Here is a 23,080-nt window from a genome sequence, read left to right as displayed (position 1 = left end):
CGCGCGGCTGGCCCGTCAGCGCCAGCAGCCGCGCCCGATTGGCCGCAACGGCCTCCGGATCGTCCCCGGCGCGAAAGCCGAGATTGAGGCCGCCCGGCGCATCGCCGCCGGCCGCCGACCAGCGTCCGTACGGCGCGGCGCTGACGCCGCCGTTACGCGTCGTCACCAGCGCGCGCACGCGCGGCGAGACGCGCCACCCCGGTTGCAGGCAATCGTCCCAGCTCAGTTCCGGCAGCATCGTGGTGGGCATGCGCATCAGTCCTCGTCGGGATCGTCGTAGACGTAGATGATCTCGCCGTCGTAATCGTCGTCTTCGTCATCGTCGTCGAAATCGGTGTCGTCGGCCCCGAAGCCGAGCGCGGCCATCAGCTCGACGATGTCGGCAGGCGGCTTGCAGCGCCACTGCATGTTGCGGCCGGTAACCGGATGCACGAGGCCGAGCTGCCATGCATGCAGCGCCTGGCGCGCGAAGTCGCCCGGCAGCGCGGCCACCGAGCGCTTGCCGCGCGCGTGGCCGTAAACGGGATCGCCGAGCAGCGGATGGCCGGTGGCCGCGCAATGCACGCGAATCTGGTGCGTGCGGCCGGTTTCGAGATCGCAGTGGATCGACGAGACGGGCTGGTTCTGCCACAGCACGGTTTCGGTGGTGCGGAAATGCGTGCGCGCCGGTTTGCCCGAGGCGCCCGTGACCACCGCCATGCGCGTGCGTTCGCGCGGATCGCGCCCGATCGGGGCGTCGATCGTGCCGCTCTCGCGCATGCGCCCCCACACCAGCGCGCGGTAGCGCCGCTTGACGGTGCGCGCCTGGAGCTGGCGGACGAGATCCGTTTGCGCGGCAAGCGTGCGCGCGACCACCATCAGGCCCGAGGTTTCCTTGTCGAGACGATGCACGATGCCGGCGCGCGGCAAGCCGGCCGCGGCGGGGCCGTAGCGGTGCAGCAGGCCGTTGAGCAGCGTGCCGCTCCAGTTGCCGGCGGCCGGATGCACGACGAGGCCCGCGGGCTTGTCGATCACCACCAGCGCATCGTCTTCGTAGACGATCGACAGCGGCACCGGCTCGGGCGTGAACGCGAGTTGCTCGGGCAGCAGATCGGGCACGAGCTCGATCGAGGCGCCGAGCGGCACCGGCTGGCGAACCTTGGCCGGCGCGCCGTCGACACGCACGCGCCCTGCCTCGATCCAGCTTTGCAGGCGGTTGCGGGAAAAGTCGGGGAACAGCTGCGCGAGCGCCTTGTCGAGGCGTTCGCCGGCAAGCGAGTCGGGCACCGTGACGACGCGCGGCGCGTCGTCGGCGGATGCGGAGGATGCTGGCGCGACAAGCACCTCGCCCGACAGGTCGTCGTCGAGCGAATCGCTCCCCGATACGTCGGACGGGGTGGAGCTTGGGCTATAATCGTCGCCATTTGCCGTGCCCGGCCGGGCACGGAACGAACTTGAACGGGTCATTTAGACTGGGTCACCGAGACTGAAAGCTTAGGACATGCGAGCCACACTCACCATGATGAATTCGACCAAACGCGTGGCAAAGCCTGTGGCCGCGTGGGTTACGCTGGCTGCGGCCGCCGCCCTGATTGCGGGCTGCCACGGCTTGCCGCAGAAGACCGACGAAACGGCGACCTGGTCGAACAACAAATTATACTCAGAGGCTCAGGATTCGCTGAACGGCCGCGACTGGGGCAAGTGCGCGAAGTACTTCGAAGCGCTGCAAGGCCGCGATCCGTTCGGCCATTTTGCGCAACAGGCGCAGATCAACGTAGCCTACTGCAACTGGAAGGACAACGAAGCCTCGGCAGCCGATCAGGCCGTCAACCGCTTCATCCAGCTGCACCCGGATCACCCGGACATCGCCTACGCGTATTACCTGAAGGGGATGATCCACTTCAACGACGATCTGGGCCTGTTCGGCCGCTTCTCGGGTCAGGACATGAGCGAGCGCGATCCGCAGGCGCTGCGCGAATCGTACGACGCGTTCAAGATCGTCGTCGACCGTTACCCGAAGAGCAAGTATGCGCCTGACGCCGCGGCACGCATGCGCTACATCGTCAACGCGCTGGCCTCGCACGAAGTGCACGCGGCCGATTACTACTACCGCCGCGGCGCCTACGTGGCCGCCATCAACCGTGCGCAGCTCGCGATCACGCAGTACAAGAACGCCCCGGCGATCGAAGACGCGCTGCACATCATGATGCTGTCGTACACGAAGCTGAACCAGCCGCAACTGGCCGACGATACCAAACGCGTGCTGGCCAGCACGTTCCCGGACAGCCCGTACATCACGGGCCATGCCCGCCCGGGCACCGCCAAGCGTGCGTGGTGGCAGTTCTGAACCTGCCCGCGCCCGCCCGCGAGCAGCGACAAAAAACCCGGCCAAGGCCGGGTTTTTTATTGACGGCGCGCCGCCGCGCCGCGCGAGGCAAGCGGCGCAACCGTCAGCGCAGGCCGCGCCCGCCTTCCTCGAAGAACTCGCGCACGATGTCGATCTCGCGCGTGCGCTTGAACGGCGGCAGGCTTTGCCAGATCCGGCGGCCGTAGGGCTTGTCGACGAGCCGCGTGTCGCAGATCATCAGCACGCCGCGATCGGTTTCGGCGCGGATCAGACGCCCCGCGCCCTGCTTCAGCGTGATCACCGCTTGCGGCAGCTGATGCACGGCGAACGGGCTCAAGCCCTTCTTGGTCAGCGCGTCGAGCCGTGCGGCCAGCACCGGATCGTCGGGCGGCGCGAACGGCAGCTTGTCGATCACGACCAGCGAAAGCGCATCGCCGCGCACGTCCACGCCTTCCCAGAAGCTCTGGCTACCCACCAGGATCGCATTGCCGTAGGCGCGGAAGCGGTCGAGCAATTCGGTACGGCTCGCATCGCCCTGCACGAGCAGCGGCAGGTTCCAGCCGCGCGCCTCGATCGTCTCGCGCAGCTTGGCGGCGATCCGCTCCACCGCGCGCAACGTGGTGCACAGCATGAACACGCCGCCGCCCGCCGCCTCGATGGCCGGCAGCGCGGCGTCGAACACGGCGTCGGTGAACATCGGCGAGGACGGCTGCGGCATATCGCGCGGCACGTACAGCAGCCCCTGCTGCGGGTAATCGAACGGGCTCGGCAGCGTCATCGAGCGGCGCGAGCTGAGGCCCATCTGCGCGGCATAGTGCGCGAAATCGCCGCGCACCGACAACGTGGCCGATGTGAAGATCCAGGCGCGCGGCACGCCGGCGCGCTGCTTGGCGAAGATCGGCGCGACCGACAGCGGCGTTTCGTGCAACTGCACGGTTTGCGAAAACACCTCGACCCAGCGCACCTTCTCGCCCGGATCGTCCTTCGGCTTCGCGTCGGCCGCTTCGCCGTCGCCCGTCTTGGCGGATTTGTCCTTGGCGGCCGATTGCGCAGCCACGGCCGCGGCCGCATCGGGCGCCACCCAGCCCGCCAGGATGCCTTGCAATTCGCGGGCGCGGCGCAGGCACGCGCCGATCGATTCGGCGCGCTCGGACTGGCTCGCCAGCGCCGACGCGAGCGCGTCGAGCGCGGCGTCGACATCGTCGAGCGCCCCGAACAGCGCGTGATCCTCGCCGAGCTGCGCGAGCGACATGCGCACGATGCCGGTATCGGCGAACGCGAGCCGCACGTCGCGCGCGGCGCGCTCCAGCGCGGCGCCGAGCTTGACCCACTCCACCGCGTCGCGGGCATGCGCCAAGCCCTCGACCACGCTGTCGCGCGCGAGTTCGAGGATCTGCGTGGTCGACAGGGTCTCGCCGAAGAACAGCGTGGCCGTTTCGGGCAACTGATGCGCCTCGTCGAAGATGATCGTGTTCGCGCTCGGCAGCAGCTCGACCATGCCGGTGTCGCGCAACATGATGTCGGCGAAGAACAGATGGTGATTGACCACCACCACATCGGCCTGCTGCGCCTCTCGGCGCGCCTGCATCACGAAGCATTCCTTGTACTGCGGGCAATCCTGGCCGAGGCAGTTGTCGCGCGTCGACGTGACCATCGACCAGACGGGTGCCGTCTCGGGCACGCTCGCGAGTTCGGCCTTGTCGCCGCTGCGCGTGATCTTCGCGAACCGGATGATTTCCTGCAGATAGGCAGTGTCCTGCCGCGTCGGCATCCGGCCGCTGTCGGCCGTGCGTTGCAGGTAGTAATGGCAGAGATAGTTCGAGCGGCCCTTCAGCATGGCGACCGTGACGGGCACGGCCAGCGTGTCGCGCACGGTCGGAATGTCGCGGGCGAACAACTGATCCTGCAAGTGCTTGGTGCCGGTCGAGACGATCACCTTGCCGCCCCAGAGCATGGCCGGAACGAGATAGGCGTAGGTCTTGCCGGTGCCGGTGCCGGCCTCGACGATCAGGGTATTGTCGGCGCTGTCGTCGGCTGCGGGCGTGCTGTCGCCGCGCGCGTCGTCGGCGGCGCCCTCGCCTTGCAGCTTGCGGGCCGGGCGCTTGCGCGCGTCGAAGATTTCGGGCTCGGGCAGCTTGCGCGCCGAGGCTTCCATGGCGGCGGCCACGGCGCGGGCCATGTCGATTTGCGACGCGCGCGGGCGGTAGCCATCGAGCGCGCGCGCGAACAGGCCGCCTTCGCCGAAGATGGCGTCGAGCTCGCCGACGCGTTTGCGGCTCGGCATCGCGAGCGGTTGAGCGGCCGACGCGCGCGACGCCGGCGCGGACGAATCGTCGCGTCGCGCGTCGGCGGGTGCTTCTAGCGGTGAATTCACGGCAAGCGGTTCCTCAGTTCCGGTGCCCGATGCGGCGCCGGCGCTTGCCAGGCCGCGATCAGGCTTGCTGATCCGGTTCGAGCTGCGATTGCAGCATGATGATCTTGTCCTTGGCCAGCAGCTTTTCCTTCTTCAGCCGGTGCAGCGCCAGGTCGTCGATGTCGGATCGGTTTTCCTTTAACTCGATCTCGCGGGACAGTTGGGTGTGTTGCTCCTGCAACGACACCAGTCGGTTACGCAACTCCTGCTTCAGCTCCGTTTGACGGGTTTGCATGCTCGCCTCCTTGAAAAGAACCGACGCATCGCAAGGGCCTGACCGTACCGCTCGCGATATGCCGGATTTGGCTGTCCGAACGAAATACCCACCCCCGTATGCGGCGCGACGACCTGTGACGCGCCTTATTGCTGTTGCTGCTGTTGTTGCTTTTCTTTGGCCTTCTGCGCGGCCTCGCGTTGCCGCGCCTCGACATCGGCCTTGTGCTGCGCGGCCTCGCGTTGCTTGTCGTCGAAACGCTCGACGTTCTGCGCGCGCTGTTGCGCATCCTGCGCCGCTTGGGCATGGGCCTGATCGAGCTTGCGCTGGAAATCGCCCTGCTTCTGGTCGTACGCCTGCTGGCTCGCCGCGTGCTGCGGCGCTTCGGCATCGCGCTGCGCGCGCTTGAGCGCGTTCTGTTGCTGCTTGTCCTGGTACGACGCCGCATTGGCCGTTTCGTTCGCGGCGCGCTGCGGCGCATCGGCCTGCTGCTGCGCGGCCTTCAACGCCTGCTGCTGATCGCGGCGCTGCGCACGCACGGCGCGCTGCTCGTCGTCGAGCGCAAGCTGCTGCTGGCTGATGCTCGAACGTTCGACTCGCATGTCGTCACGCGCTTTGATCAGACAATTGTTGACGAAGAACCGGCTGTAGCAGTCGTGCTGAGCGACGCCATAACGATAATTGTTTTCCGCCGTGCGCTGATTGAGCACTTTTTGGCGGGCATCGAAATCGTGATCCTGTGCCGCGGCAGCGGCATCGCCCGCGGCGGGCGCATCGGCCTGTGCGGCCGGCTCCGCTTGCGCGGAAGCAACGGACGACACGGCGCCGAGCGCGAGAGCCAGCGCGGCAAAAGAGAGTCGGGAGATTGGCAACGTCGTAGGAAAGCTGCGGGACATGGCGCAAATTCTAACACTGCGGGAAACCCCTCGCGGCGGCCCCCAAACGCATTTATGGCAAAATGCCCCGCTCCATTCACCTGCCCGGCCCGGTTCGCCGGCCACGGGCGTTCCAGCAGGCCGTAGACGCTCTCAAATCCCATGACGGAAACCGTAGCACTCAAGATCGTTCAGCGCATCGCCACCGAACTCTCGGTGCAACCGCGGCAGGTCGCGGCAGCCGTGCAACTCCTCGACGAAGGCTCCACCGTTCCGTTCATCTCGCGCTACCGCAAGGAAGTGACGGGCAATCTGGACGACACGCAACTGCGCAACCTCGAAGAGCGCCTGCTGTACCTGCGCGAACTCGAAGACCGCCGCGCGACGATCCTCGCCAGCATCGACGAACAGGGCAAGCTCAGCGACGAACTGCGCACCGCCATCGAAACCGCCGACAGCAAGCAGGTCCTGGAGGATCTGTACCTGCCCTACAAGCCGAAGCGCCGCACCCGTGCGCAGATCGCCCGCGAAGCCGGCCTCGAGCCGCTCGCGCTGGCCCTGCTCGCCGATCCGTCGCTCGACCCGCAAGCCGAAGCCGCCGCGTATGTGGACGCCGACAAGGGCGTCGCCGACATCAAGGCCGCGCTCGACGGCGCGCGCGACATTCTGTCCGAGCAATTCGGCGAAACGGCCGAGCTGCTCGGCAAGCTGCGCGACTACCTGCACAGCCAGGGCATCGTGTCGTCGGCCGTCGTGGAAGGCAAGGAAAACGAGGAAGGCGAGAAATTCCGCGATTACTACGACTACTCGGAAACGATCAAGACCGTGCCGTCGCACCGCGCGCTCGCGCTGTTCCGCGGCCGCAATGCCGGCGTGCTGACCGTCAAGCTTGGCCTCGGCGAGGAACTCGACGCGCAGGTGCCGCATCCGGGCGAGGCGATGATCGCGCGCCATTTCGGCATCGCGAACCAGAACCGGCCGGCCGATAAATGGCTGTCGGACGCGTGCCGCTGGTGCTGGCGCGTCAAGGTGCAGCCGCACCTCGAATCCGAATTGCTGACGCAACTGCGCGAGGACGCCGAAAGCGAGGCGATCCGCGTGTTCGCACGCAACCTGAAGGATCTGCTGCTGGCCGCGCCGGCCGGCCCGAAGGCCGTGATCGGCCTCGATCCGGGCCTGCGCACGGGCGTGAAGGTGGCCGTGGTCGATCGCACCGGCAAGCTGCTGGCGACCGACACGATCTACCCGCACGAACCGCGCCGCGACTGGGACGGCTCGCTGGCCCGCCTCGCGCGCATCGCCGCCGCGACGCAAGCCGAGCTGATCAGCATCGGCAACGGCACGGCCTCGCGCGAAACCGACAAGCTCGCCAGCGAGCTGATCGCCAAGCACCCCGAATTGAAGCTGCAGAAGATCGTCGTATCGGAAGCGGGCGCATCGGTGTATTCGGCGTCGGAGACGGCCGCCAAGGAATTCCCCGATCTCGACGTCACGCTGCGCGGCGCCGTGTCGATCGCGCGCCGCCTGCAGGATCCGCTCGCCGAGCTCGTCAAGATCGAGCCGAAGGCGATCGGCGTCGGCCAGTATCAGCACGACGTGAACCAGCGCGAGCTGGCGCGCTCGCTCGACGCGGTGGTCGAGGATTGCGTGAACGCGGTCGGGGTGGACGCCAACACGGCGTCGGCCGCCCTGCTGTCGCGCGTCTCGGGCCTGAACGCCACGCTGGCGCGCAACATCGTCGATTTTCGCGATGCGAACGGCCCGTTCCCGTCGCGCGAGCATCTGCGCAAGGTGCCGCGTCTCGGCGACAAGACGTTCGAACAAGCCGCCGGCTTCCTGCGCATCAACGGCGGCGAGAATCCGCTCGATCGCTCGTCGGTCCACCCGGAAGCGTATCCGGTGGTGGAACGCATGCTCGCCAAGATCAGCAAGCGCATCGACGACGTGCTCGGCAACCGCGACGCGCTGTCGGGGCTCGCGCCCACCGAGTTCGTCGACGATCGTTTCGGTCTGCCGACGGTGCGCGACATTCTGTCCGAGCTTGAAAAGCCGGGCCGCGATCCGCGCCCCGAGTTCAAGACGGCCACCTTCCGCGACGGCGTCGAAAAGGTGTCGGACCTGATGCCGGGCATGACGCTCGAAGGCGTGGTGACCAACGTGGCCGCGTTCGGCGCGTTCGTCGACATCGGCGTTCACCAGGATGGTCTGGTGCACGTCTCGGCCATGTCGACCAAGTTCATCAAGGATCCGCACGAAGTCGTCAAGGCGGGCCAGGTGGTCAAGGTCAAGGTGCTCGAAGTCGACGTGAAGCGGCAGCGGATCGCGCTGACGATGCGCCTGAACGACGAGCCGGGCGTGGCCACCAGCGGCAGCCGCGGCGGCGCATCGAGCGGCGATCGCAACAACGGGCCGCGCGGCGGCGCAGGCGGTCGCCCGCAGCAGCGTTCGCGCGATGCGGAGCCGGCAGGCGCGATGGCCGCGGCGTTCGCGAAGCTCAAGCGCTGACGACACGAGGCGCTGAAGCCGCGCCGCCATACGCAAGCTCGAAAACCCGCATCGCTCGATGCGGGTTTTTTTATATCCGGCTCGGCGCGCCCAACGAAAAAGCCGCGCAATGCGCGGCTTTTTCGCAGGCGATGCGGGCGTTGCCCGCGGGGCCGATCAGATCTCGATCTTGGTTCCCAGCTCCACCACCCGGTTGGCCGGAATCGCGAAGAAATCGGTCGGCTTCGCGGCGTTCTGGTGCATCCAGGCGAACACGCGCTCGCGCCACAGCGACATGCCGGGCAGATGCGTCGGCACCACGGTTTCGCGCGCCAGGAAGAACGACGTATCCATCAGTTCGAACGACATATCGTGCTTGCGGCCGATATCTTCCAGCACGGCCTTCACGTCGGGCGTTTCGTTGAAGCCGTATTCGGCCTTGACGATATAGAGCCCGCCGCCCGCCTCCTGCACCGTCATGCGCTCGTCGTCGCGCACGTACGGGATGTCGCGCGTCACGAACGTGAGAAACAGCGTGCGCTCGTGCAGGACCTTGTTGTGCTTGAGGTTGTGCAGCAGGCTGACCGGCACGAGCCGATCGTTGCCCGTCAGGTAGATCGCTGTGCCCGACACGCGATGCGGCGGGTGAGCCAGCAGGCCCTGCAGGAACGGCGCGAGCGGGATACCGTCGGCGGCCGTGCGCTCCTTGACGATGTGACGGCCCTTGTACCAGGTCGTCAGCAGGAAGAACAGCAAGGCGCCGATCGCGAGCGGCAGATAGCCGCCCTGCGCCACCTTCAGCAGGTTCGCGCCGAAGAAGCCGAGGTCGATGATCAAGAAGATGCCGATGATGCCGGCCACCAGGAAGCGGTTCCACTTCCAGACGTTGATCATGACCACGCAGGCGAGGATCGTCGTGATGACCATCGTGGCGGTCACGGCGATACCGTATGCGGCCGCCAGATTGTCGGACGACTTGAAGCCGATCACGATGCAGACGATCACGACCAGCAGCAGCCAGTTCACGACCGGCACGTAGATCTGGCCGATCGCCAGATCGGACGTGTGCAGCACCTTCATGCGCGGCACGTAGCCGAGCTGGATGGCCTGGCTCGTCAGCGAGTAGGCGCCCGAGATCACGGCCTGCGAGGCGATCACGGTGGCCACCGTGGACAGCACGACGAGCGGCAGCAGCGCCCAGTCGGGCGCCAGCAGGAAGAACGGGTTTTCGATCGCCTTCGGGTTCTGCATCAGCAGCGCGCCCTGACCGAAATAGTTGAGCACCAGCGACGGCATCACGAGCCCGTAGCCGGCCAGGCGGATCGGCTTCACGCCGAAGTGGCCCATGTCGGCGTAGAGCGCTTCGGCGCCGGTCAGCACCAGCACCACCGAGCCAAGCACCACGTAGGCTTGCAGCACGTGGTCGGCCATGAACGAGAAGGCGTAGTACGGATTGATCGCCGCGATCACCATCGGCACGCGCGCGATGTGATAAACGCCGAGCACGGCCAGCGTGATGAACCAGAGCACCATGATCGGCCCGAACAGCTTGCCGACCGTCGCCGTGCCGTGGCGCTGGATCCAGAACAGCGCGATCAGGATGACGACCGTGATCGGCAGCACCATGTGGGTCAACTGCGGCGCGGCGATCTCCAGGCCTTCCACGGCCGACATCACCGAGATCGCCGGCGTGATGACCGCGTCGCCGTAGAACATGCAGGCGCCGAAGATGCCGAGCGCCATCAGCACCTTGGTCAGATGCCGGCGCGATTCGACCGAGCGCAGCGCCAGCGCCATCAGCGCGAACGCGCCGCCTTCGCCGTTGTTGTCGGCGCGCATCACGAACATCAGGTACTTGATGCCGACGACGAGCATGATCGCCCAGAACAGCAGCGAGATGACGCCGAGGATCGAGCCTTGCGTGAGTGGAATGCCGTGAGCCGGGCTGAACGCCTCGCGCAGCGAATAGAGCGGGCTGGTGCCGATATCGCCGAACACCACACCGATCGCCGCGACGGCGAGAGCCTGCAGGGAGGTTTTGTGCGTGTTCGATTGGTTCGTGTCGGTCATGGAAGCGTAACGTTCCGTTCTGGGGTCGGAAAAACGAGCGCTATTCTAGACTGCTCGCGTCGCCATGCCATCACGCGGTGTTGCCGTGAAGCGACGAGGGCGAACCAGTGTAGCATGCGGCCCCGATTAAGCGGACAGCGGGCCGGACGCGGCCCGAAATGCAATCGGCGCCCGCAGGCGCCGATTGCGAATGCCTTGCGAATGTCTCGAAGGCCTTGTTATTGCTGCGGCGTGCCGTCGTCGCGCAATGCGCGGCCGCGCTTCGTCCACGCCACGAGGTTATGCGGACGCAACGTGTCCCACTCCTCGAACGGCTGATGAATCCACGGGTTCGTCTCGAGATGCTGGACGAAGTAATCGGGCTTCACCTTCGAACACGCCTTGTACCAGAGCACGGCAGAGCGCACGGCCGTGACCGACGGGTAGCGCTCCTTCAAATGCTGCTGCACGCGCGCCAGCGTGACGCCCGAATCGACGAGATCGTCGACCAGCAGCACGTTGCCGGCGAGATTGCCGCGCGTCATCGTGATGTACTGCGCGATGTCGAGATCGCCCTGCTGCGTGCCGGCCGCTTCGCGGTACGAACTCGTCGCGAGGATCGCGAGCGGCAGATCGTAGATGCGCGACAGTTGATCGCCAACACGAAGGCCGCCGCGCGCGAGGCACAGAATCTGATCGAACTTCCAGCCCGATTCGTGCACCGCGAGCGCCAGCAGTTCGACGAGACGGTGATACTCGTCCCAGCCGACCCACAGGTTCCGGTCGTCATTGCGCGGATCGGACATCTCGATCGGCGCGCCGTGATGATTCGTTGCTTGCGTCATCGTTCGGCCAGGCCTCAGACCTTGAACGGGTGACGCAGCAGGATCGTTTCGTCGCGATCCGGGCCGGTCGACACCATGTCGATCGGCACGCCGGCCACTTCCTGCACGCGCGTCAGGTAGGCACGCGCCGTAGCGGGCAGCGCATCCCACGTGTTGATGCCGACCGTGCTTTCCTTCCAGCCTGGGAAGGTTTCGTAGACGGGTTCGCAGCGTGCGACATCGGCCGCGCCGCGCGGCAGCAGATCGACATCCTTGCCGTCGATCTTGTAGCCGACGCAGAGGTGCACTTCGTCGAGGCCGTCGAGCACGTCGAGCTTCGTCATGCAGAGGCCCGACACGCCGTTGATCTGGATCGAGCGGCGCAGCGCGGCGGCGTCGAGCCAGCCGGTACGGCGCGGACGGCCGGTGACCGAGCCGAATTCCTTGCCGACGTTGGCGAGCGTCACGCCGATCTGGCTCTGGCGAGCGGGATTGTCCGCATCGTACAGTTCGCTCGGGAACGGGCCGGCGCCGACGCGCGTGCAATAGGCCTTCGTGATGCCGAGGATGTAGTTGAGCTTTTGCGGGCCGACGCCCGCGCCTGCCGCGGCCGCACCGGCCACGCAGTTGCTCGACGTGACGAACGGATAGGTGCCGTGATCGATGTCGAGCAGCGTGCCTTGCGCGCCTTCGAACAACAGGTTCTGGCCTTCATGGTTCGCGTCGTACAGGCGGCGCGAGACGTCCGTCACCATCGGCTTCAGGCGATCGGCGTAGCCGAGCATCGTGTCGAGCGTGGCCTGGAAATCGACGGCCGCGCCACCCAGGTACTGGGTCAGCACGAAGTTGTGGAAATCGAGGTTTTCGCGCAGACGATCGGCGAAGGTCTTGGCGTCGAACAGATCCTGCACGCGCAGCGCGCGGCGGCCGACCTTGTCTTCGTACGCCGGGCCGATGCCGCGGCCCGTGGTGCCGATCTTGTCGGCGCCGCGGCGTGCTTCGCGCGCCTGGTCGATCGCGACGTGGTACGGGAGGATCAGCGTGGCGGCTTCGGAGATGAACAGGCGCGACTGAACGTCGAGGCCCGCTTCTTCCAGCTCGCCGATTTCCTTGAACAGCGCTTCGGGCGACAGCACGACGCCGTTGCCGATGTAGCAGGCGACGCCTGCGCGCATGATGCCGGACGGGATGAGGCGCAAGATGGTTTTCTTGCCGCCGATGATCAGGGTGTGGCCGGCATTGTGACCGCCCTGGAAACGCACGACGCCGTGAGCGTGGTCCGTCAGCCAGTCGACGATCTTGCCCTTGCCTTCATCACCCCACTGGGTTCCCACGACGACGACATTGCGCCCGGGAGTCACATTCACTGCGCTGGCAGACATGTTGATTCGTTAGCTGGTTAAAAACGTATTCTACCTAGGTTCGGCGCGGGTTCCGAATTTTTCCGTTTCGCGTCAACGATATGGGCTCCGGAACAACCGCACCGCCGATATTTCAGCGGGGTTCGACGACCCACGCGCCGCCGCGCTCGACCAGTGCCCGGTCGCACGCGAACTCGTCGAGCACGTGATCGTGCCCCGGCAACGCCTGGATCACGACCTCGCCCGCATCGCGCAGCGCACCGACCGCCACGCGCAACGCGTCGTCCTGGCGCCACGGCGCGAGGATCGCCGTGCCGCGCGCCTCGATCGGCGAAATCCGTGCGATTTCGCGCAGATCGAGCGAGAAGCCGGTGGCCGGACGCGCACGCCCGTAAGCCTGGCCCACGTGGTCGTAACGGCCGCCGCGCGCGACCGCGTTCGGCACGCCGTCGACATAGGCCGAGAACATCGCGCCGCTGTGGTACGCATAGCCGCGCAGATCGGCCAGGTCGATCGCGACCTCGGCGCCCTGCACCTGCGCCGCGAGCTGCGCCAGATCGTCGAGCGCGCGCGTGATTTCGGGCAGCGCCGGCAACTGGCGGCGCGCTTCGTCGATCACCGACGCGTCGCCATACAGATGCGGCAGCGAACGCAGCGCGGCACGCGTATCCGGCCCCAGATCCTCGGTCAGTTCGTTGATCAGCGGCACATCCTTGCCGGCCAGCGCGCCGTACAGCAACTCGCCGCGCGACGCGGCCACGGCGTCGCGCGCGAACAAGGCGTTGAGCACGCCGGCGTGGCACAGATCGAGACGGATCGTGCCGATGCCCGTCAGGCGCAGCGCGTCGAGCATCAGTTGCTGCACTTCGAGATCGGCCTCGAGGCCGGCGTGACCGTACAGTTCGGCGCCGATCTGGATCTGCTCGCGCGTGGCGTGCAGGCCGCGCGGGCGCGTATGCAGCACGTTGCCTGCGTAGCAGAGCCGCGTCACGCCCTGGCGGTTCAGCAGGTGCGCGTCGATTCGCGCGACCTGCGGCGTCATGTCGGCGCGCACGCCGAGCGTGCGGCCCGACAGCTCGTCGACGAGCTTGAACGTACGCAGATTCAGATCGTTGCCGCCGCCGGTCAGCAGCGACTCGAGATACTCGAGCAAGGGCGGCATCACCATCTCGTAGCCATACGAACGGAAGCGGTCGAGCAGCCTGCGACGCAGCTCCTCGATCTTGCGCGCTTCCGACGGCAGCACGTCGGCGATATTCTCGGGAAGTAACCAGGTCGACATCGTTACGGTCCTACGACAGGAAACAGCGGCGCGACGAGCGCGCCGGATTTTGGAATCGGTGGGTGCCTGCGCCACGCGGATCGGCAGGCGCCATGACGGCGCCGGCAAGACGGTTCGGGCAGGAACCGCGCCCTCCGGGGCGGGCAAAAACAGGCGAAAACGGGCCGGATCGACGGCCGTGAAATCAGGTCGCGAAGACGAGCAGCACGAGGCCGAGCACCATCACGATCAGGCCGCCGATCCGGATATGATGCGGCGGCCGCTCCGCTATTCTACGAAACGTATCGCGCCACGCGGTCGGAAACACGAACGGGAAGGCGCCTTCGACGATCAGCATCAGCGCGAGCGCGAGCAACAACGAACCGGCAAGATCCATGCGGTATCGATGGCGCCGCACGCGGCGGCGCCCCTTCTCAGCGTCAGTGTTTGCGGGGAGCGGGAGCCGGCGTCGCGGCGCTGCCGCCCGTCGGACTGCGCATGAAACGGAAGAACTCGCTGTCCGGGTCGACGACGATCACGTCGTTGGCATGGAACGTGTTCCGGTATGCCTGCAGGCTGGCATAGAACTGATAGAACTGCGGATCGCGGCCGAACGCATCGCCGGCGATCGACGCGGCCTTCGCATCGCCCTCGCCCTTGATCGACTGCGCCGATTGATAGCCATCGGCCAGGATCTGCTGCTGCTGGCGCATCGCGTCGGCCTTGATCTGCTCGGCGTTCGCGGCGCCTTCGGCGCGCTGCGTGTCGGCGCGTTCGCGCTCGGCGGCCGACATGCGGCGATAGGCGGCTTCCGACGCCGCGGCCGGCAGATCCACGCGCAGCAGCGACACATCGACGATCTCGACGCCGTAAGGCGCCACGGCAGCCTGCAGCGAGGCCTTCGCCTCGTCGGCGATGGCCTGCTGCGAGCGGATCGCATCGGTGAGCGTGCGTGTGGAAAACGCCTGCGTCAGCGCGCCCTTCAGCGACGAGAGCAGCGGATCGACCACGTCGCGCGAACCGGCGTCGGTCTTCGCGTAGTACTTGAGCGGATCGGTGATGCGATACCGCACGGCCGGGCTGACCAGCACGTCCTGCTTGTCCGAGGTCGTGCAGCTTTGCGCGTCGGCCCATTCGAGCGTCTGCAGGCGCGTGTCGACCAGCGCCGCGGTTTGCAGCGGCGGCGGCAGCTTCACGTGCAGCCCCGGGCCGAGCAAGGTGGGTTCGCCCTCGCCGCGTGCGGACAGCACGGCCGCGTGACGCGGATCGACGACGAACACGGTGGACGACGCGGCAAACGCGACGACGACGAGCGCAATGACGAGCGCGATGATTCGATTCATGTCTGGCGCTCCCCGTTACTGCAAATCGTCTTCGCGCGACCGGCTGCGGAACCCTTCGCGCGATCGCAGCGAATCGTTGCCGGCCGAGGCGCTGGCGGCGCGGGCCGCGCTCGCGGGTGCCGTGGCGGAGACGGCGGCGGACGTACCGGCCAGCGACGCGGCATTGGCCGCGCCGGCTGCCGTGCCCGCATCGGATGCACCGGCGGCCGCCGCCGCCGAAGCCGGCGACGCACCGCTGGCGGCAGCCGCTTCGGCCGCCCGCTGACGCTGTTGTTCGACGATCTTGTCGATCGGCAGATAGACGAGGCTGTTGCCCGACTTGTTGCCGACGTAGACCTTGGTCGCCTTCGAATAGATTTCCTGCATGGTGTCGAGATACATGCGCTCGCGCACCACGGCCGGCGCCTTCTCGTACTGCGCGTAGACCTGCTTGTAGCGATCCGCGTCGCCCTGCGCCTGCGTGACCACACGATCGGCATAGGCCCGGGCCTCGTCGACCAGCTTGGCCGCATCGCCGCGCGCGCGCGGCAGCAGATCGTCGGCATAGGCTTGCGCGGCGTTCTTGGCGGTTTCGCTCGCCTGGCGCGCCTTCGCCACTTCGTCGACGGCCGATTGCACCTGCTCCGGCAACTGCGCGGCCTGGATCACGACGCCGGTGACGACCAAGCCCGTCTGGTCGCGGTCGAGATCGTGCTGGATCTGGGTGGTCAGTTGCTCGCGCAGCGCATCGCGATCGACGCCGATCACGTCGCTGGCCGCTTCCGCGCCGACCAGGCGGCGGATCGCGGCCTGCGCCGACTGGCGCACGGCAAGCTCGGGATCGGCCGCGCGGAACAGATAATCGGATGCCGAACGGATTCGGTACTGGACGATGAAGCGCACGTCGACGATGCCGCCATCGCGCGTCAGCATCGACGCATCCTTGACGTTGGCGACGCGCACCACGTTGTTGCGGCCGATTTCGGTGGAGTGCACCTGCGCCGTATCGACGATTTCGTGCGATTCGAACGGATACGGCAAGCGCCAGTGAACACCCTGGCCGACCGTGCCGCGGTACTCGCCGAACTTCAGCACGACGCCCGTCTGGCCGTCCGGCACCATGAAGATGCCGCTGCCCGCATACACCGCGACCAGCACGCCGATGACGATGCCGACGCCCACCCGCGCCGCGCGCCCGTTGTCGGGACGCATGCCGCGATTGCCACCACCCTTGCCGCCGAACAGGCCCGACAGGCGGCGATTGAAATTGCGCCACATTTCGTCGAGATCGGGGGGGCCGTCGCCGTCGCGATCGGGTTGCGGGCGTTTCGGTTCGTTCTTGCGGGACTTGTCGCCATTGCCTTCGCCACGCCCCCAGCGGGGGTCGTTGATCGACAGCATCGGGCGCTTGCGCAGCCAGGAACTCCGCTCGTTGTAATCGTTCACCTGAGTTTGTTCACCAGATTGGGTGCGACTGACCGGCTGGCGCCGGCTAGTGCCCGTGTTCGGAAACCGTGTGGTCGTCGTGCGGTTCGTTCAGCCCGTTGCTGTCGAACCGGATGTCGCGCTCGGGCAGCGCCGTGCCGGCAAGCGCATCGCTGGTCGCGATTTCGGCAATGGCGGCGCGCAGCGTATCGAGTCCCTGGCCGGTGCGCGCGCTCAAAAAGACGCGCGAAATATTACCATATTCGTCACGCTCGACCGCGTCGCCGCGGGCCGCGAGTTCAGGCACCGCGTCGATCTTGTTGAATACCAGCACCTGCCGGATCGAATCGGCGCCGATCTCGTGCAGCACGTCATTCACCTGCTCGATTTGTTCGAGACGCACGGCGCTCGACGCATCGACGACATGCAGCAGCAGATCGGCATGAATCGTTTCTTCGAGCGTCGCACGAAATGCCGCGACCAGTTGGTGCGGTAGCTCACGGATGAAGCCGACCGTATCGGACACGACGATCTGCCCGACCTCGTCGCCGAGATACACGCGGCGCGAGGTGGTGTCGAGCGTGGCGAACAACTGGTCGGCCGCATAGGCCTGCGCTTTCGTCAGCGCATTGAACAGCGTGGATTTGCCCGCGTTCGTATAGCCCACCAGCGACACCGAGATCGTGCGATTGCGCTCGCGCTGGCGCCGCTGCGTGTTGTGCTGGCGGCGCAGCTTGTCGAGCCGCGTCTTCAGCATCTTGATGCGCTCGCCGATCAGCCGGCGGTCGGTTTCGAGCTGCGTTTCACCGGGGCCGCGCAGGCCGATACCGCCCTTCTGGCGTTCGAGGTGGGTCCAGGCGCGGATCAGCCGCGTGGACAGGTACTGCAACTGCGCCAGCTCGACCTGCAGCTTGCCTTCGTGGCTGCGGGCGCGCTGCGCGAAAATATCGAGAATCAGGCTCGTGCGATCGACCACGCGGCGGTTCAGCGTGCGTTCGAGATTGCGCTGCTGCGCAGGGGCGAGCGGGTGATTGAAGATGACGATGTCGACGCCGTTGGCATCGCATGCAAGGCGCAGTTCTTCGGCCTTGCCGCTGCCGATGAACATGGCGGCATCGGGGCTGGAACGCTTGCCGGTCAGGGTGACCGCGGGGCGTGCGCCCGCGCTGGAAGCGAGCAGACTGAGTTCTTCGAGGCTGGCTTCGAAATCGGTCTTGCCGAAATCGATGCCGACTAACGCGGCGTTGATCAAATTATCGGGTGTCAAAGTAAGGCGGCTGGCGTGAATCGCCGGCGGCGAGCGACGCCAGCCGCGGCATTCGGGTTAGGAGGCAGCGCCTTCCGCGTCCGGGTGGAAATTCACCGGGCGCGCCGGCACGACCGTCGAGATAGCGTGCTTGTAAACCATCTGGGTAACCGTGTTACGGAGCAACACGACGTACTGGTCGAACGATTCGATGTTCCCTTGCAGCTTGATGCCGTTGACGAGGTAAATCGACACCGGCACATGCTCCTTACGCAGTGCGTTCAAAAACGGGTCTTGTAACAATTGCCCTTTGTTGCTCATGGCTTACTCCATCTTTTTTGCAGGTTGATCTTGTAAATTGTCGGCGAAGAAAAAGAGATCCGCCGTCAATCGCTACACTATAGCCGATTTCGTTGCCCCTGCTCGGGAGCCGGCCGTTCGGTCTAATCCCCTCAACCCTTGTCCGTATAAGGGTTCGTCGAGGATCGGAACTCTATCCGCAATGGAGTGCCGGTCAGCTCGAAAGTTTCCCGGAAACGATTTTCGAGGTAGCGCCGGTAGGTGTCCGTGATCGCGTCGAGCGCGTTGCCGTGCACCACGATGATCGGCGGATTCTGGCCGCCCTGGTGGGCGTAGCGCAGCTTCGGCCGCACCGGGCCGCGACGGCGCGGCTGCTGAAACTCGACGGCCTCGATCAGCGCACGCGTGAGCTTCGGCGTCGGCAGCTTCTTCATGGCCGCGGCGTAGGCGTCGTCGACCGAGCGCAGCAGCGGGCCGATACCGGTTTTCTCGGTCGCCGAAATGAAATGGAATTTCGCGAATTCGAGGAATTTCAGCTTGCGGGTCAGATCCGCCTTGGTGCGCTCCCGCGTGTGGGAATCGAGCCCGTCCCACTTGTTCACGCCAACCACCAGCGCGCGGCCCTGCTCCACCACGAAGCCCGCGATGTGGGCGTCCTGATCGGAAATGTCCTGGTGCGCATCCAGCAGAAGAATGACGACGTTCGCGTCCGAGATCGACTGCAGCGTCTTCACCACCGAGAACTTCTCGATCGCCTCGAACACCTTGCCGCGGCGGCGCAGGCCGGCCGTGTCGATCAGCGTGTAGGGCTTGCCGTTGCGCTCGAAATCGACATAGATCGAATCACGCGTGGTGCCCGGCATGTCGAACGCGATCACGCGATCCTCGCCGATCAGCGTATTGACGAGCGTCGATTTGCCGACGTTCGGGCGGCCGACGATCGCAATCTTCACGCCGCGCGTCTGGGCCGCGTCGTCCGATTCCTCGGGCTGACCCGCGTAGGCGACGTCGAGCGCCTCGTTGATCATGTCGTGCACGCCGTCGCCGTGCGCGGCCGAGATCGCGCGCGGGTCGCCCAGGCCGAGCTCGTAGAAATCGCTGGCGACCGCCGTGTACTTCATCCCCTCGGCCTTGTTGACGACCAGGAAGATCGGCCGGCCCGTCTTGCGCAGATAGTCGGCGATCGCCTTGTCCTGCGGCGCCAAGCCGTTGCGGCCGTCGACGATGAACACGATGATGTCAGCTTCGGCAACGGCCTGGCGCGTCTGGCGCGCCATTTCGTAAAGGATCCCGTCCTTGGCGACCGGCTCGAAACCGCCCGTGTCGACCACGAGATACGGGCGCTCGCCTCCCACCCGCCCTTCGCCGTAATGGCGATCGCGGGTGAGGCCCGGCAGGTCGGCGACGAGTGCGTCGCGCGAGCGGGTCAGCCGGTTGAACAGCGTGGATTTCCCCACATTGGGGCGCCCGACGAGGGCAATGACCGGTTTCATCTGATGTCGTTTACGGTATTACGCAGGAGCGGGACGCCTGCCGCGCGGAAAACCGGCTGCGGCGGGTGGCTGCGTTGAATGAAAATTAGCACGAATTCCGCGCCGCAACGGGCGCGCGCGTGCGACTCGCGCGACGCGCGAACTCGGCGGCTGACCGCCGGGGCAGCGCGCCGGACCCGCCCGCTCGGGAGCGCCGGCGGCAATTGCCGCACAAAAAAACACGCGCGGCCCGCGCCCTGAGGCGCCGGACCGCGCAATTCCAGCCGATCGATCAGCGCGGGCGGAAGCCGTAGACTTCGCCGTCATGCGTCTGCACGACGAGCGTATCGCCGGCCAGCACCGGCGCTGCCGTGATCGCGCTGCCGTCCGTCTTCATGCGTGCGACGAACGTACCGTCGTCGCGGGACAGGAAGTGGACAAAACCCTTGTAATCGCCCATCACGACGGCGCGGCCCAGCAGATAGGGCACGCCGACGTCGCGGCTCTTGAGCTGATCGTTGCGCCAGAGCTGCTTGCCCGACGCCACGTCGTAGGCGGTCACGACCGACCAATCGTCGCCCCCGGCCACCACGGTGTCGTCCTGCGCGACGCCGCTGCGGCTCGAGAACGATTTTTCCCACAGCGGGCGGCCCGAATTCGCATCGAAGCAGCCGATCTGGCCCTGGAACGTGACGGCGCAGGTTTGCGCGCCGACCAGCGTGGGCGGGCCGCTCACGTCGTTGATGCGCTCGACTTCGGTCACGCCCTTCGGGTAGGACACCGGCGTTTGCCAATAGGCCTCGCCCGTCTGCAGGTTGATCGCCACCAGGCCGCCGCCCGGGAACCCGGCCAGCACCGCAGCGTCGCCCGCGAACGTCATGCCGGCCGAAACGCGCAGGTTCAGCGGCACCGCACGGCTGCGGTACACCCACTTCTGCTCGCCCGTTTGCGCGGCGAATGCAATCACCTGGCCGTCGATCGTACGCACGATCACGAGACCATTGCCGACCAGCGGCGGCGAGAAGATCTCGCCCTGCACGTTGGTTTGCCACAGCTGCTTGCCGTCCGCGCCGAGCACGAACACGCCGCCCTTGAGCGCGCCGACCGCCGTCAGGTTGCCGTCGCTGCCCACGCCGGCCGACAGGTCCGAATGCAGCTTGGTGTGCCAGACGGTCTGGCCGGTCTTGGCATCGATCTTCTCGACCGAGCCGTTCGCTCCGGCCACGAACACCGCATCGCCAACCGCGACCGGCGAGAACGAGTAGCGCCCGCCCTTGCCCACGCTCGTCTTCCATGCCTGCGTCACGTTGAGCACGGGCTTGATCTCGGTGAGCGGCGTCGGCACGCGGCGCGCATCCTTGGTGGACGAGCACGCCGCCAGCGCGAGGACGGCAACTGCGCAGGCGATCGGAAGAACCTTACGTTTCAGCAAATTCATCGGTGAGCGAAGCTATCTAGAGTTGTGGAACGAGCGCGGACGCTCAGCTGCCGAGCGCGTCGAGCTTGAACTGAACGAGCTGGCGCGCGGACGTGTCCTGCTTCGGCAACGTATCGAGCGCGAGCTGATATGCCGCGCGCGCATCGTCGCGCTTGCCCTGGGCGGCGAGCAGATCGCCGCGGCCATCGGCCACGAGAGGCTTGAAACTGTCGACGGACGTGCCGCTCAGCAATGCGAGACCGGCGTCGTAGGCCTTTTCGTCGAGCAGCAACGAGGCCAGACGCAGCTTCGCGATCTGCTTGTACGAATCGTCCTTCGCGTTGTCGATCGTCCATTGCAACTGGGCTTTCGCACCGGCGGAATCGCCCGCGTCGTACAGGCCCTTGGCGGCGGCGAGCGCCGTGAATGGCCCGTACGCCGTGCTGCCGTACTTGCTTTCCATGTCGGCTGCGGCGCGCGCGATCTTGGCCTTGTCGCCGGAACTGACGGCCTGCTGAACCGCCTCGTAGAACACCGACGCCTCTGCCGCCTGATGGCGCTGCCAGTAATTCCAGCCGTTCCAGGCAGCGGCGACGACGAGCGCCGCGGTCAGGATCCAGGTCGTCAGGTTACCCCAGCGAGCCCACCAGGCTTTGACGCTTTCGATCGATTCTTGTTCGTCGTGATAACTCATCGGCTAGCGATTCCTTCTTCCTGCTTGTTGTCGAGCAAATCCGCTGCGATCAGTCGTCGCCGTCTTCGGCGGATGCAACCATCGCATTGATTAGAAATTCGGTCAAGTTCTCGACCGTTACCGTCTGCTGCTCGCTCTTCTCGCCCTCGCCGGCACCGCGCAGCGCCTTCACGCCCACCGTGCCGTTGGCGAGTTCGTCTTCGCCGAGGATCACCGCATACGCCGCGCCGCTCGCGTCCGCGCGCTTCATCTGCGACTTGAAGCTGGCGGTGCCGCCATCCGCGCTGCAGTGGAAAATCACGTCGAGACCGGTGTCGCGCAAGCGCTCGCCGATGATGAACGCCTGCTCGCGCGCCGCATCGCCCTGGTGAACGATGTAGACATCCACGCCTTCCTGCTCCGGCACGAGCTGATCTTCCTTGAGCAGTTCGAGGATCCGCTCGACGCCCATCGCCCAGCCGCACGCGGCCGTCGGCTTGCCGCCAAGCTGCTCGATCAGCGGATCGTAGCGGCCGCCCGCAGCCACCGTGCCTTGCGCGCCGAGCTTGTCGGTCACCCACTCGAACACGGTCAGGTTGTAGTAGTCGAGGCCGCGCACGAGACGCGGATTGACCGTGAACGGCACGTTGTTGGCTTTCAGCAGGCGCTGCAGGCCTTCGAAGTGCGCACGCGAGGTTTCGCCGAGGAAATCGATCAGCTTCGGCGCGTTCTTCGCGATGTCCTGCAGCGCCGGGTTCTTCGTGTCGAGCACGCGCAGCGGGTTCGTGTACAGGCGGCGCTTCGCATCCTCGTCGAGCACGTCGACGAACTGCTCCAGATACTTGATCAGCTCGACGCGATGCGCGGCGCGCTCCTCGGCCAGGCCGAGCGAGTTGATTTCGAGCTTGATGCCCGTCAGGCCGAGGTCATCCCACAGACGCTGACACATCATGATGATTTCCGCGTCCGCATCGGGACCGGCGAAACCGAGCGCCTCGACGCCGACCTGATGGAACTGGCGATAACGGCCGCGCTGCGGACGCTCGTGGCGGAACATCGGGCCGACGTACCACAGCCGCTTCGGGCCGTCGTACAGCAGGTTGTGCTCGATCGCGGCGCGCACGACGGCAGCCGTGTTTTCCGGGCGCATCGTGAGATGCTCGCCGTTCAGCGCGTCGGTGAAGCTGTACATCTCCTTCTCGACGATATCGGTCACCTCGCCGATGCCGCGCGTGAACAGTTGCGTATGCTCGACGATCGGCGTGCGGATGTTCTGGTAGCCGTAAGCGCGCAGCAGCGACTTCACGGTCGCCTCGAAGAACTCCCACAATCCGGCATCCTGCGGGAGGATGTCGTTCATGCCCTTCACGCCCGTCAGTTTTTCGAGCTTTCGCTTGGTTTCGGTCATCTGATTTCGG

The 23,080-nt window shown here is 66.2% G+C and carries 20 protein-coding genes; 2 read left to right on the top strand and 18 right to left on the bottom strand.

Annotation, left to right across the window (positions count from 1 at the left end; all coding sequences use genetic code 11):
• Together G3N92_RS07285 and G3N92_RS07280 are read right to left on the bottom strand one after the other, a co-directional pair.
• Positions 1-250, bottom strand: a 250-nt coding sequence (locus G3N92_RS07285) for a laccase domain-containing protein (RefSeq protein ID WP_206126785.1), incomplete at its 3' end; no start/stop codon positions are given.
• A 5-nt stretch (positions 251-255) separates the two neighbouring features.
• Entirely contained in the window at positions 256-1,446 is a 1,191-nt protein-coding gene (locus G3N92_RS07280) for an RluA family pseudouridine synthase (protein WP_206126784.1), read from the bottom strand.
• A 52-nt stretch (positions 1,447-1,498) separates the two neighbouring features.
• Between G3N92_RS07280 and G3N92_RS07275 the strand changes: the two genes are divergently transcribed.
• Entirely contained in the window at positions 1,499-2,326 is an 828-nt protein-coding gene (locus tag G3N92_RS07275) for an outer membrane protein assembly factor BamD (RefSeq protein ID WP_206126789.1), read from the top strand.
• A 103-nt stretch (positions 2,327-2,429) separates the two neighbouring features.
• Here G3N92_RS07275 and G3N92_RS07270 read toward each other — a convergent pair whose 3' ends face one another.
• The 3 genes from G3N92_RS07270 to G3N92_RS07260 form a co-directional block, all read right to left on the bottom strand.
• Positions 2,430-4,700, bottom strand: coding sequence for an ATP-dependent DNA helicase (locus G3N92_RS07270; RefSeq protein WP_206126783.1), 2,271 nt, complete (start codon positions 4,698-4,700; stop codon positions 2,430-2,432).
• A 58-nt stretch (positions 4,701-4,758) separates the two neighbouring features.
• Entirely contained in the window at positions 4,759-4,974 is a 216-nt protein-coding gene (locus tag G3N92_RS07265) for a YdcH family protein (protein ID WP_206126782.1), read from the bottom strand.
• 125 nt (positions 4,975-5,099) lie between these two features.
• On the bottom strand, positions 5,100-5,849 hold the full coding sequence (locus tag G3N92_RS07260) for a colicin transporter (RefSeq protein WP_206126788.1): 750 nt from the start codon (positions 5,847-5,849) through the stop codon (positions 5,100-5,102).
• Between the two features lie 141 nt (positions 5,850-5,990).
• Here G3N92_RS07260 and G3N92_RS07255 point away from each other — a divergent pair, with 141 nt between their 5' ends.
• Complete coding sequence (locus tag G3N92_RS07255) at positions 5,991-8,333, top strand: Tex family protein (RefSeq protein ID WP_206126781.1); 2,343 nt, start codon at positions 5,991-5,993, stop codon at positions 8,331-8,333.
• Between the two features lie 156 nt (positions 8,334-8,489).
• Here the strand turns inward: G3N92_RS07255 and G3N92_RS07250 are convergent, their stop codons facing one another.
• From G3N92_RS07250 to hisS, 13 genes are all read right to left on the bottom strand, one after another.
• A complete protein-coding gene (locus G3N92_RS07250; RefSeq protein ID WP_206126780.1) occupies positions 8,490-10,382 on the bottom strand; it encodes a potassium transporter Kup in 1,893 nt (630 codons plus the stop codon).
• Between the two features lie 218 nt (positions 10,383-10,600).
• Complete coding sequence (locus tag G3N92_RS07245) at positions 10,601-11,206, bottom strand: phosphoribosyltransferase (protein ID WP_206126779.1); 606 nt, start codon at positions 11,204-11,206, stop codon at positions 10,601-10,603.
• A 14-nt stretch (positions 11,207-11,220) separates the two neighbouring features.
• Entirely contained in the window at positions 11,221-12,567 is a 1,347-nt protein-coding gene (locus G3N92_RS07240) for an adenylosuccinate synthase (protein ID WP_206126778.1), read from the bottom strand.
• Positions 12,568-12,679: 112 nt separating this feature from the next.
• Positions 12,680-13,828, bottom strand: a complete 1,149-nt coding sequence (locus tag G3N92_RS07235; protein WP_206126777.1) for an ATP phosphoribosyltransferase regulatory subunit — start codon at positions 13,826-13,828, stop codon at positions 12,680-12,682.
• Between the two features lie 184 nt (positions 13,829-14,012).
• The gene (locus G3N92_RS07230) at positions 14,013-14,204 is read right to left on the bottom strand and encodes a DUF2065 domain-containing protein (RefSeq protein WP_206126776.1); all 192 of its coding nucleotides are present in this window, start codon (positions 14,202-14,204) and stop codon (positions 14,013-14,015) included.
• Positions 14,205-14,247: 43 nt separating this feature from the next.
• Positions 14,248-15,150, bottom strand: a complete 903-nt coding sequence (locus G3N92_RS07225) for a protease modulator HflC (protein ID WP_206126775.1) — start codon at positions 15,148-15,150, stop codon at positions 14,248-14,250.
• A 15-nt stretch (positions 15,151-15,165) separates the two neighbouring features.
• A complete protein-coding gene (hflK, locus tag G3N92_RS07220) occupies positions 15,166-16,575 on the bottom strand; it encodes an FtsH protease activity modulator HflK (protein WP_206126774.1) in 1,410 nt (469 codons plus the stop codon).
• A 46-nt stretch (positions 16,576-16,621) separates the two neighbouring features.
• On the bottom strand, positions 16,622-17,806 hold the full coding sequence (gene hflX, locus G3N92_RS07215) for a GTPase HflX (protein WP_206126787.1): 1,185 nt from the start codon (positions 17,804-17,806) through the stop codon (positions 16,622-16,624).
• Between the two features lie 72 nt (positions 17,807-17,878).
• Positions 17,879-18,121 carry an RNA chaperone Hfq gene (gene hfq / locus G3N92_RS07210; RefSeq protein WP_206126773.1) on the bottom strand — a complete coding sequence of 81 codons (243 nt, stop codon included), beginning with the start codon at positions 18,119-18,121 and terminating at the stop codon, positions 17,879-17,881.
• A 131-nt stretch (positions 18,122-18,252) separates the two neighbouring features.
• A complete protein-coding gene (gene der / locus G3N92_RS07205; protein WP_206126772.1) occupies positions 18,253-19,593 on the bottom strand; it encodes a ribosome biogenesis GTPase Der in 1,341 nt (446 codons plus the stop codon).
• Between the two features lie 271 nt (positions 19,594-19,864).
• Complete coding sequence (gene bamB / locus G3N92_RS07200; RefSeq protein ID WP_206126771.1) at positions 19,865-21,010, bottom strand: outer membrane protein assembly factor BamB; 1,146 nt, start codon at positions 21,008-21,010, stop codon at positions 19,865-19,867.
• Between the two features lie 43 nt (positions 21,011-21,053).
• A complete protein-coding gene (locus tag G3N92_RS07195) occupies positions 21,054-21,683 on the bottom strand; it encodes a tetratricopeptide repeat protein (protein WP_206126770.1) in 630 nt (209 codons plus the stop codon).
• A 49-nt stretch (positions 21,684-21,732) separates the two neighbouring features.
• Positions 21,733-23,070: a histidine--tRNA ligase gene (gene hisS / locus G3N92_RS07190; protein ID WP_206126769.1), complete on the bottom strand. Its 1,338-nt coding sequence runs from the start codon at positions 23,068-23,070 to the stop codon at positions 21,733-21,735.
• Positions 23,071-23,080: the final 10 nt, after the last annotated feature.

Origin of the sequence: Burkholderia sp. Ac-20379, from assembly GCF_017104645.1 — a bacterium.
Classification (GTDB): Bacteria; Pseudomonadota; Gammaproteobacteria; order Burkholderiales; family Burkholderiaceae; genus Burkholderia.
The sequence above is the reverse complement of the archived record's forward strand: the minus strand, read 5'-3'. Positions and strand labels throughout refer to the sequence as shown.

Bases quoted from the DNA above. Each gene is read 5' to 3' on its own strand.
- G3N92_RS07280 (WP_206126784.1), bottom strand. From the start codon at position 1,446: ATGACCCGTTCAAGTTCGTTCCGTGCCCGGCCGGGCACGGCAAATGGC.
- G3N92_RS07275 (WP_206126789.1), top strand. From the start codon at position 1,499: ATGATGAATTCGACCAAACGCGTGGCAAAGCCTGTGGCCGCGTGGGTT.
- G3N92_RS07265 (WP_206126782.1), bottom strand. From the start codon at position 4,974: ATGCAAACCCGTCAAACGGAGCTGAAGCAGGAGTTGCGTAACCGACTG.
- G3N92_RS07260 (WP_206126788.1), bottom strand. From the start codon at position 5,849: ATGTCCCGCAGCTTTCCTACGACGTTGCCAATCTCCCGACTCTCTTTT.
- G3N92_RS07255 (WP_206126781.1), top strand. From the start codon at position 5,991: ATGACGGAAACCGTAGCACTCAAGATCGTTCAGCGCATCGCCACCGAA.
- G3N92_RS07250 (WP_206126780.1), bottom strand. From the start codon at position 10,382: ATGACCGACACGAACCAATCGAACACGCACAAAACCTCCCTGCAGGCT.
- G3N92_RS07245 (WP_206126779.1), bottom strand. From the start codon at position 11,206: ATGACGCAAGCAACGAATCATCACGGCGCGCCGATCGAGATGTCCGAT.
- G3N92_RS07240 (WP_206126778.1), bottom strand. From the start codon at position 12,567: ATGTCTGCCAGCGCAGTGAATGTGACTCCCGGGCGCAATGTCGTCGTC.
- G3N92_RS07235 (WP_206126777.1), bottom strand. From the start codon at position 13,828: ATGTCGACCTGGTTACTTCCCGAGAATATCGCCGACGTGCTGCCGTCG.
- G3N92_RS07230 (WP_206126776.1), bottom strand. From the start codon at position 14,204: ATGGATCTTGCCGGTTCGTTGTTGCTCGCGCTCGCGCTGATGCTGATC.
- G3N92_RS07225 (WP_206126775.1), bottom strand. From the start codon at position 15,150: ATGAATCGAATCATCGCGCTCGTCATTGCGCTCGTCGTCGTCGCGTTT.
- hfq (WP_206126773.1), bottom strand. From the start codon at position 18,121: ATGAGCAACAAAGGGCAATTGTTACAAGACCCGTTTTTGAACGCACTG.
- der (WP_206126772.1), bottom strand. From the start codon at position 19,593: ATGAAACCGGTCATTGCCCTCGTCGGGCGCCCCAATGTGGGGAAATCC.
- bamB (WP_206126771.1), bottom strand. From the start codon at position 21,010: ATGAATTTGCTGAAACGTAAGGTTCTTCCGATCGCCTGCGCAGTTGCC.
- G3N92_RS07195 (WP_206126770.1), bottom strand. From the start codon at position 21,683: ATGAGTTATCACGACGAACAAGAATCGATCGAAAGCGTCAAAGCCTGG.
- hisS (WP_206126769.1), bottom strand. From the start codon at position 23,070: ATGACCGAAACCAAGCGAAAGCTCGAAAAACTGACGGGCGTGAAGGGC.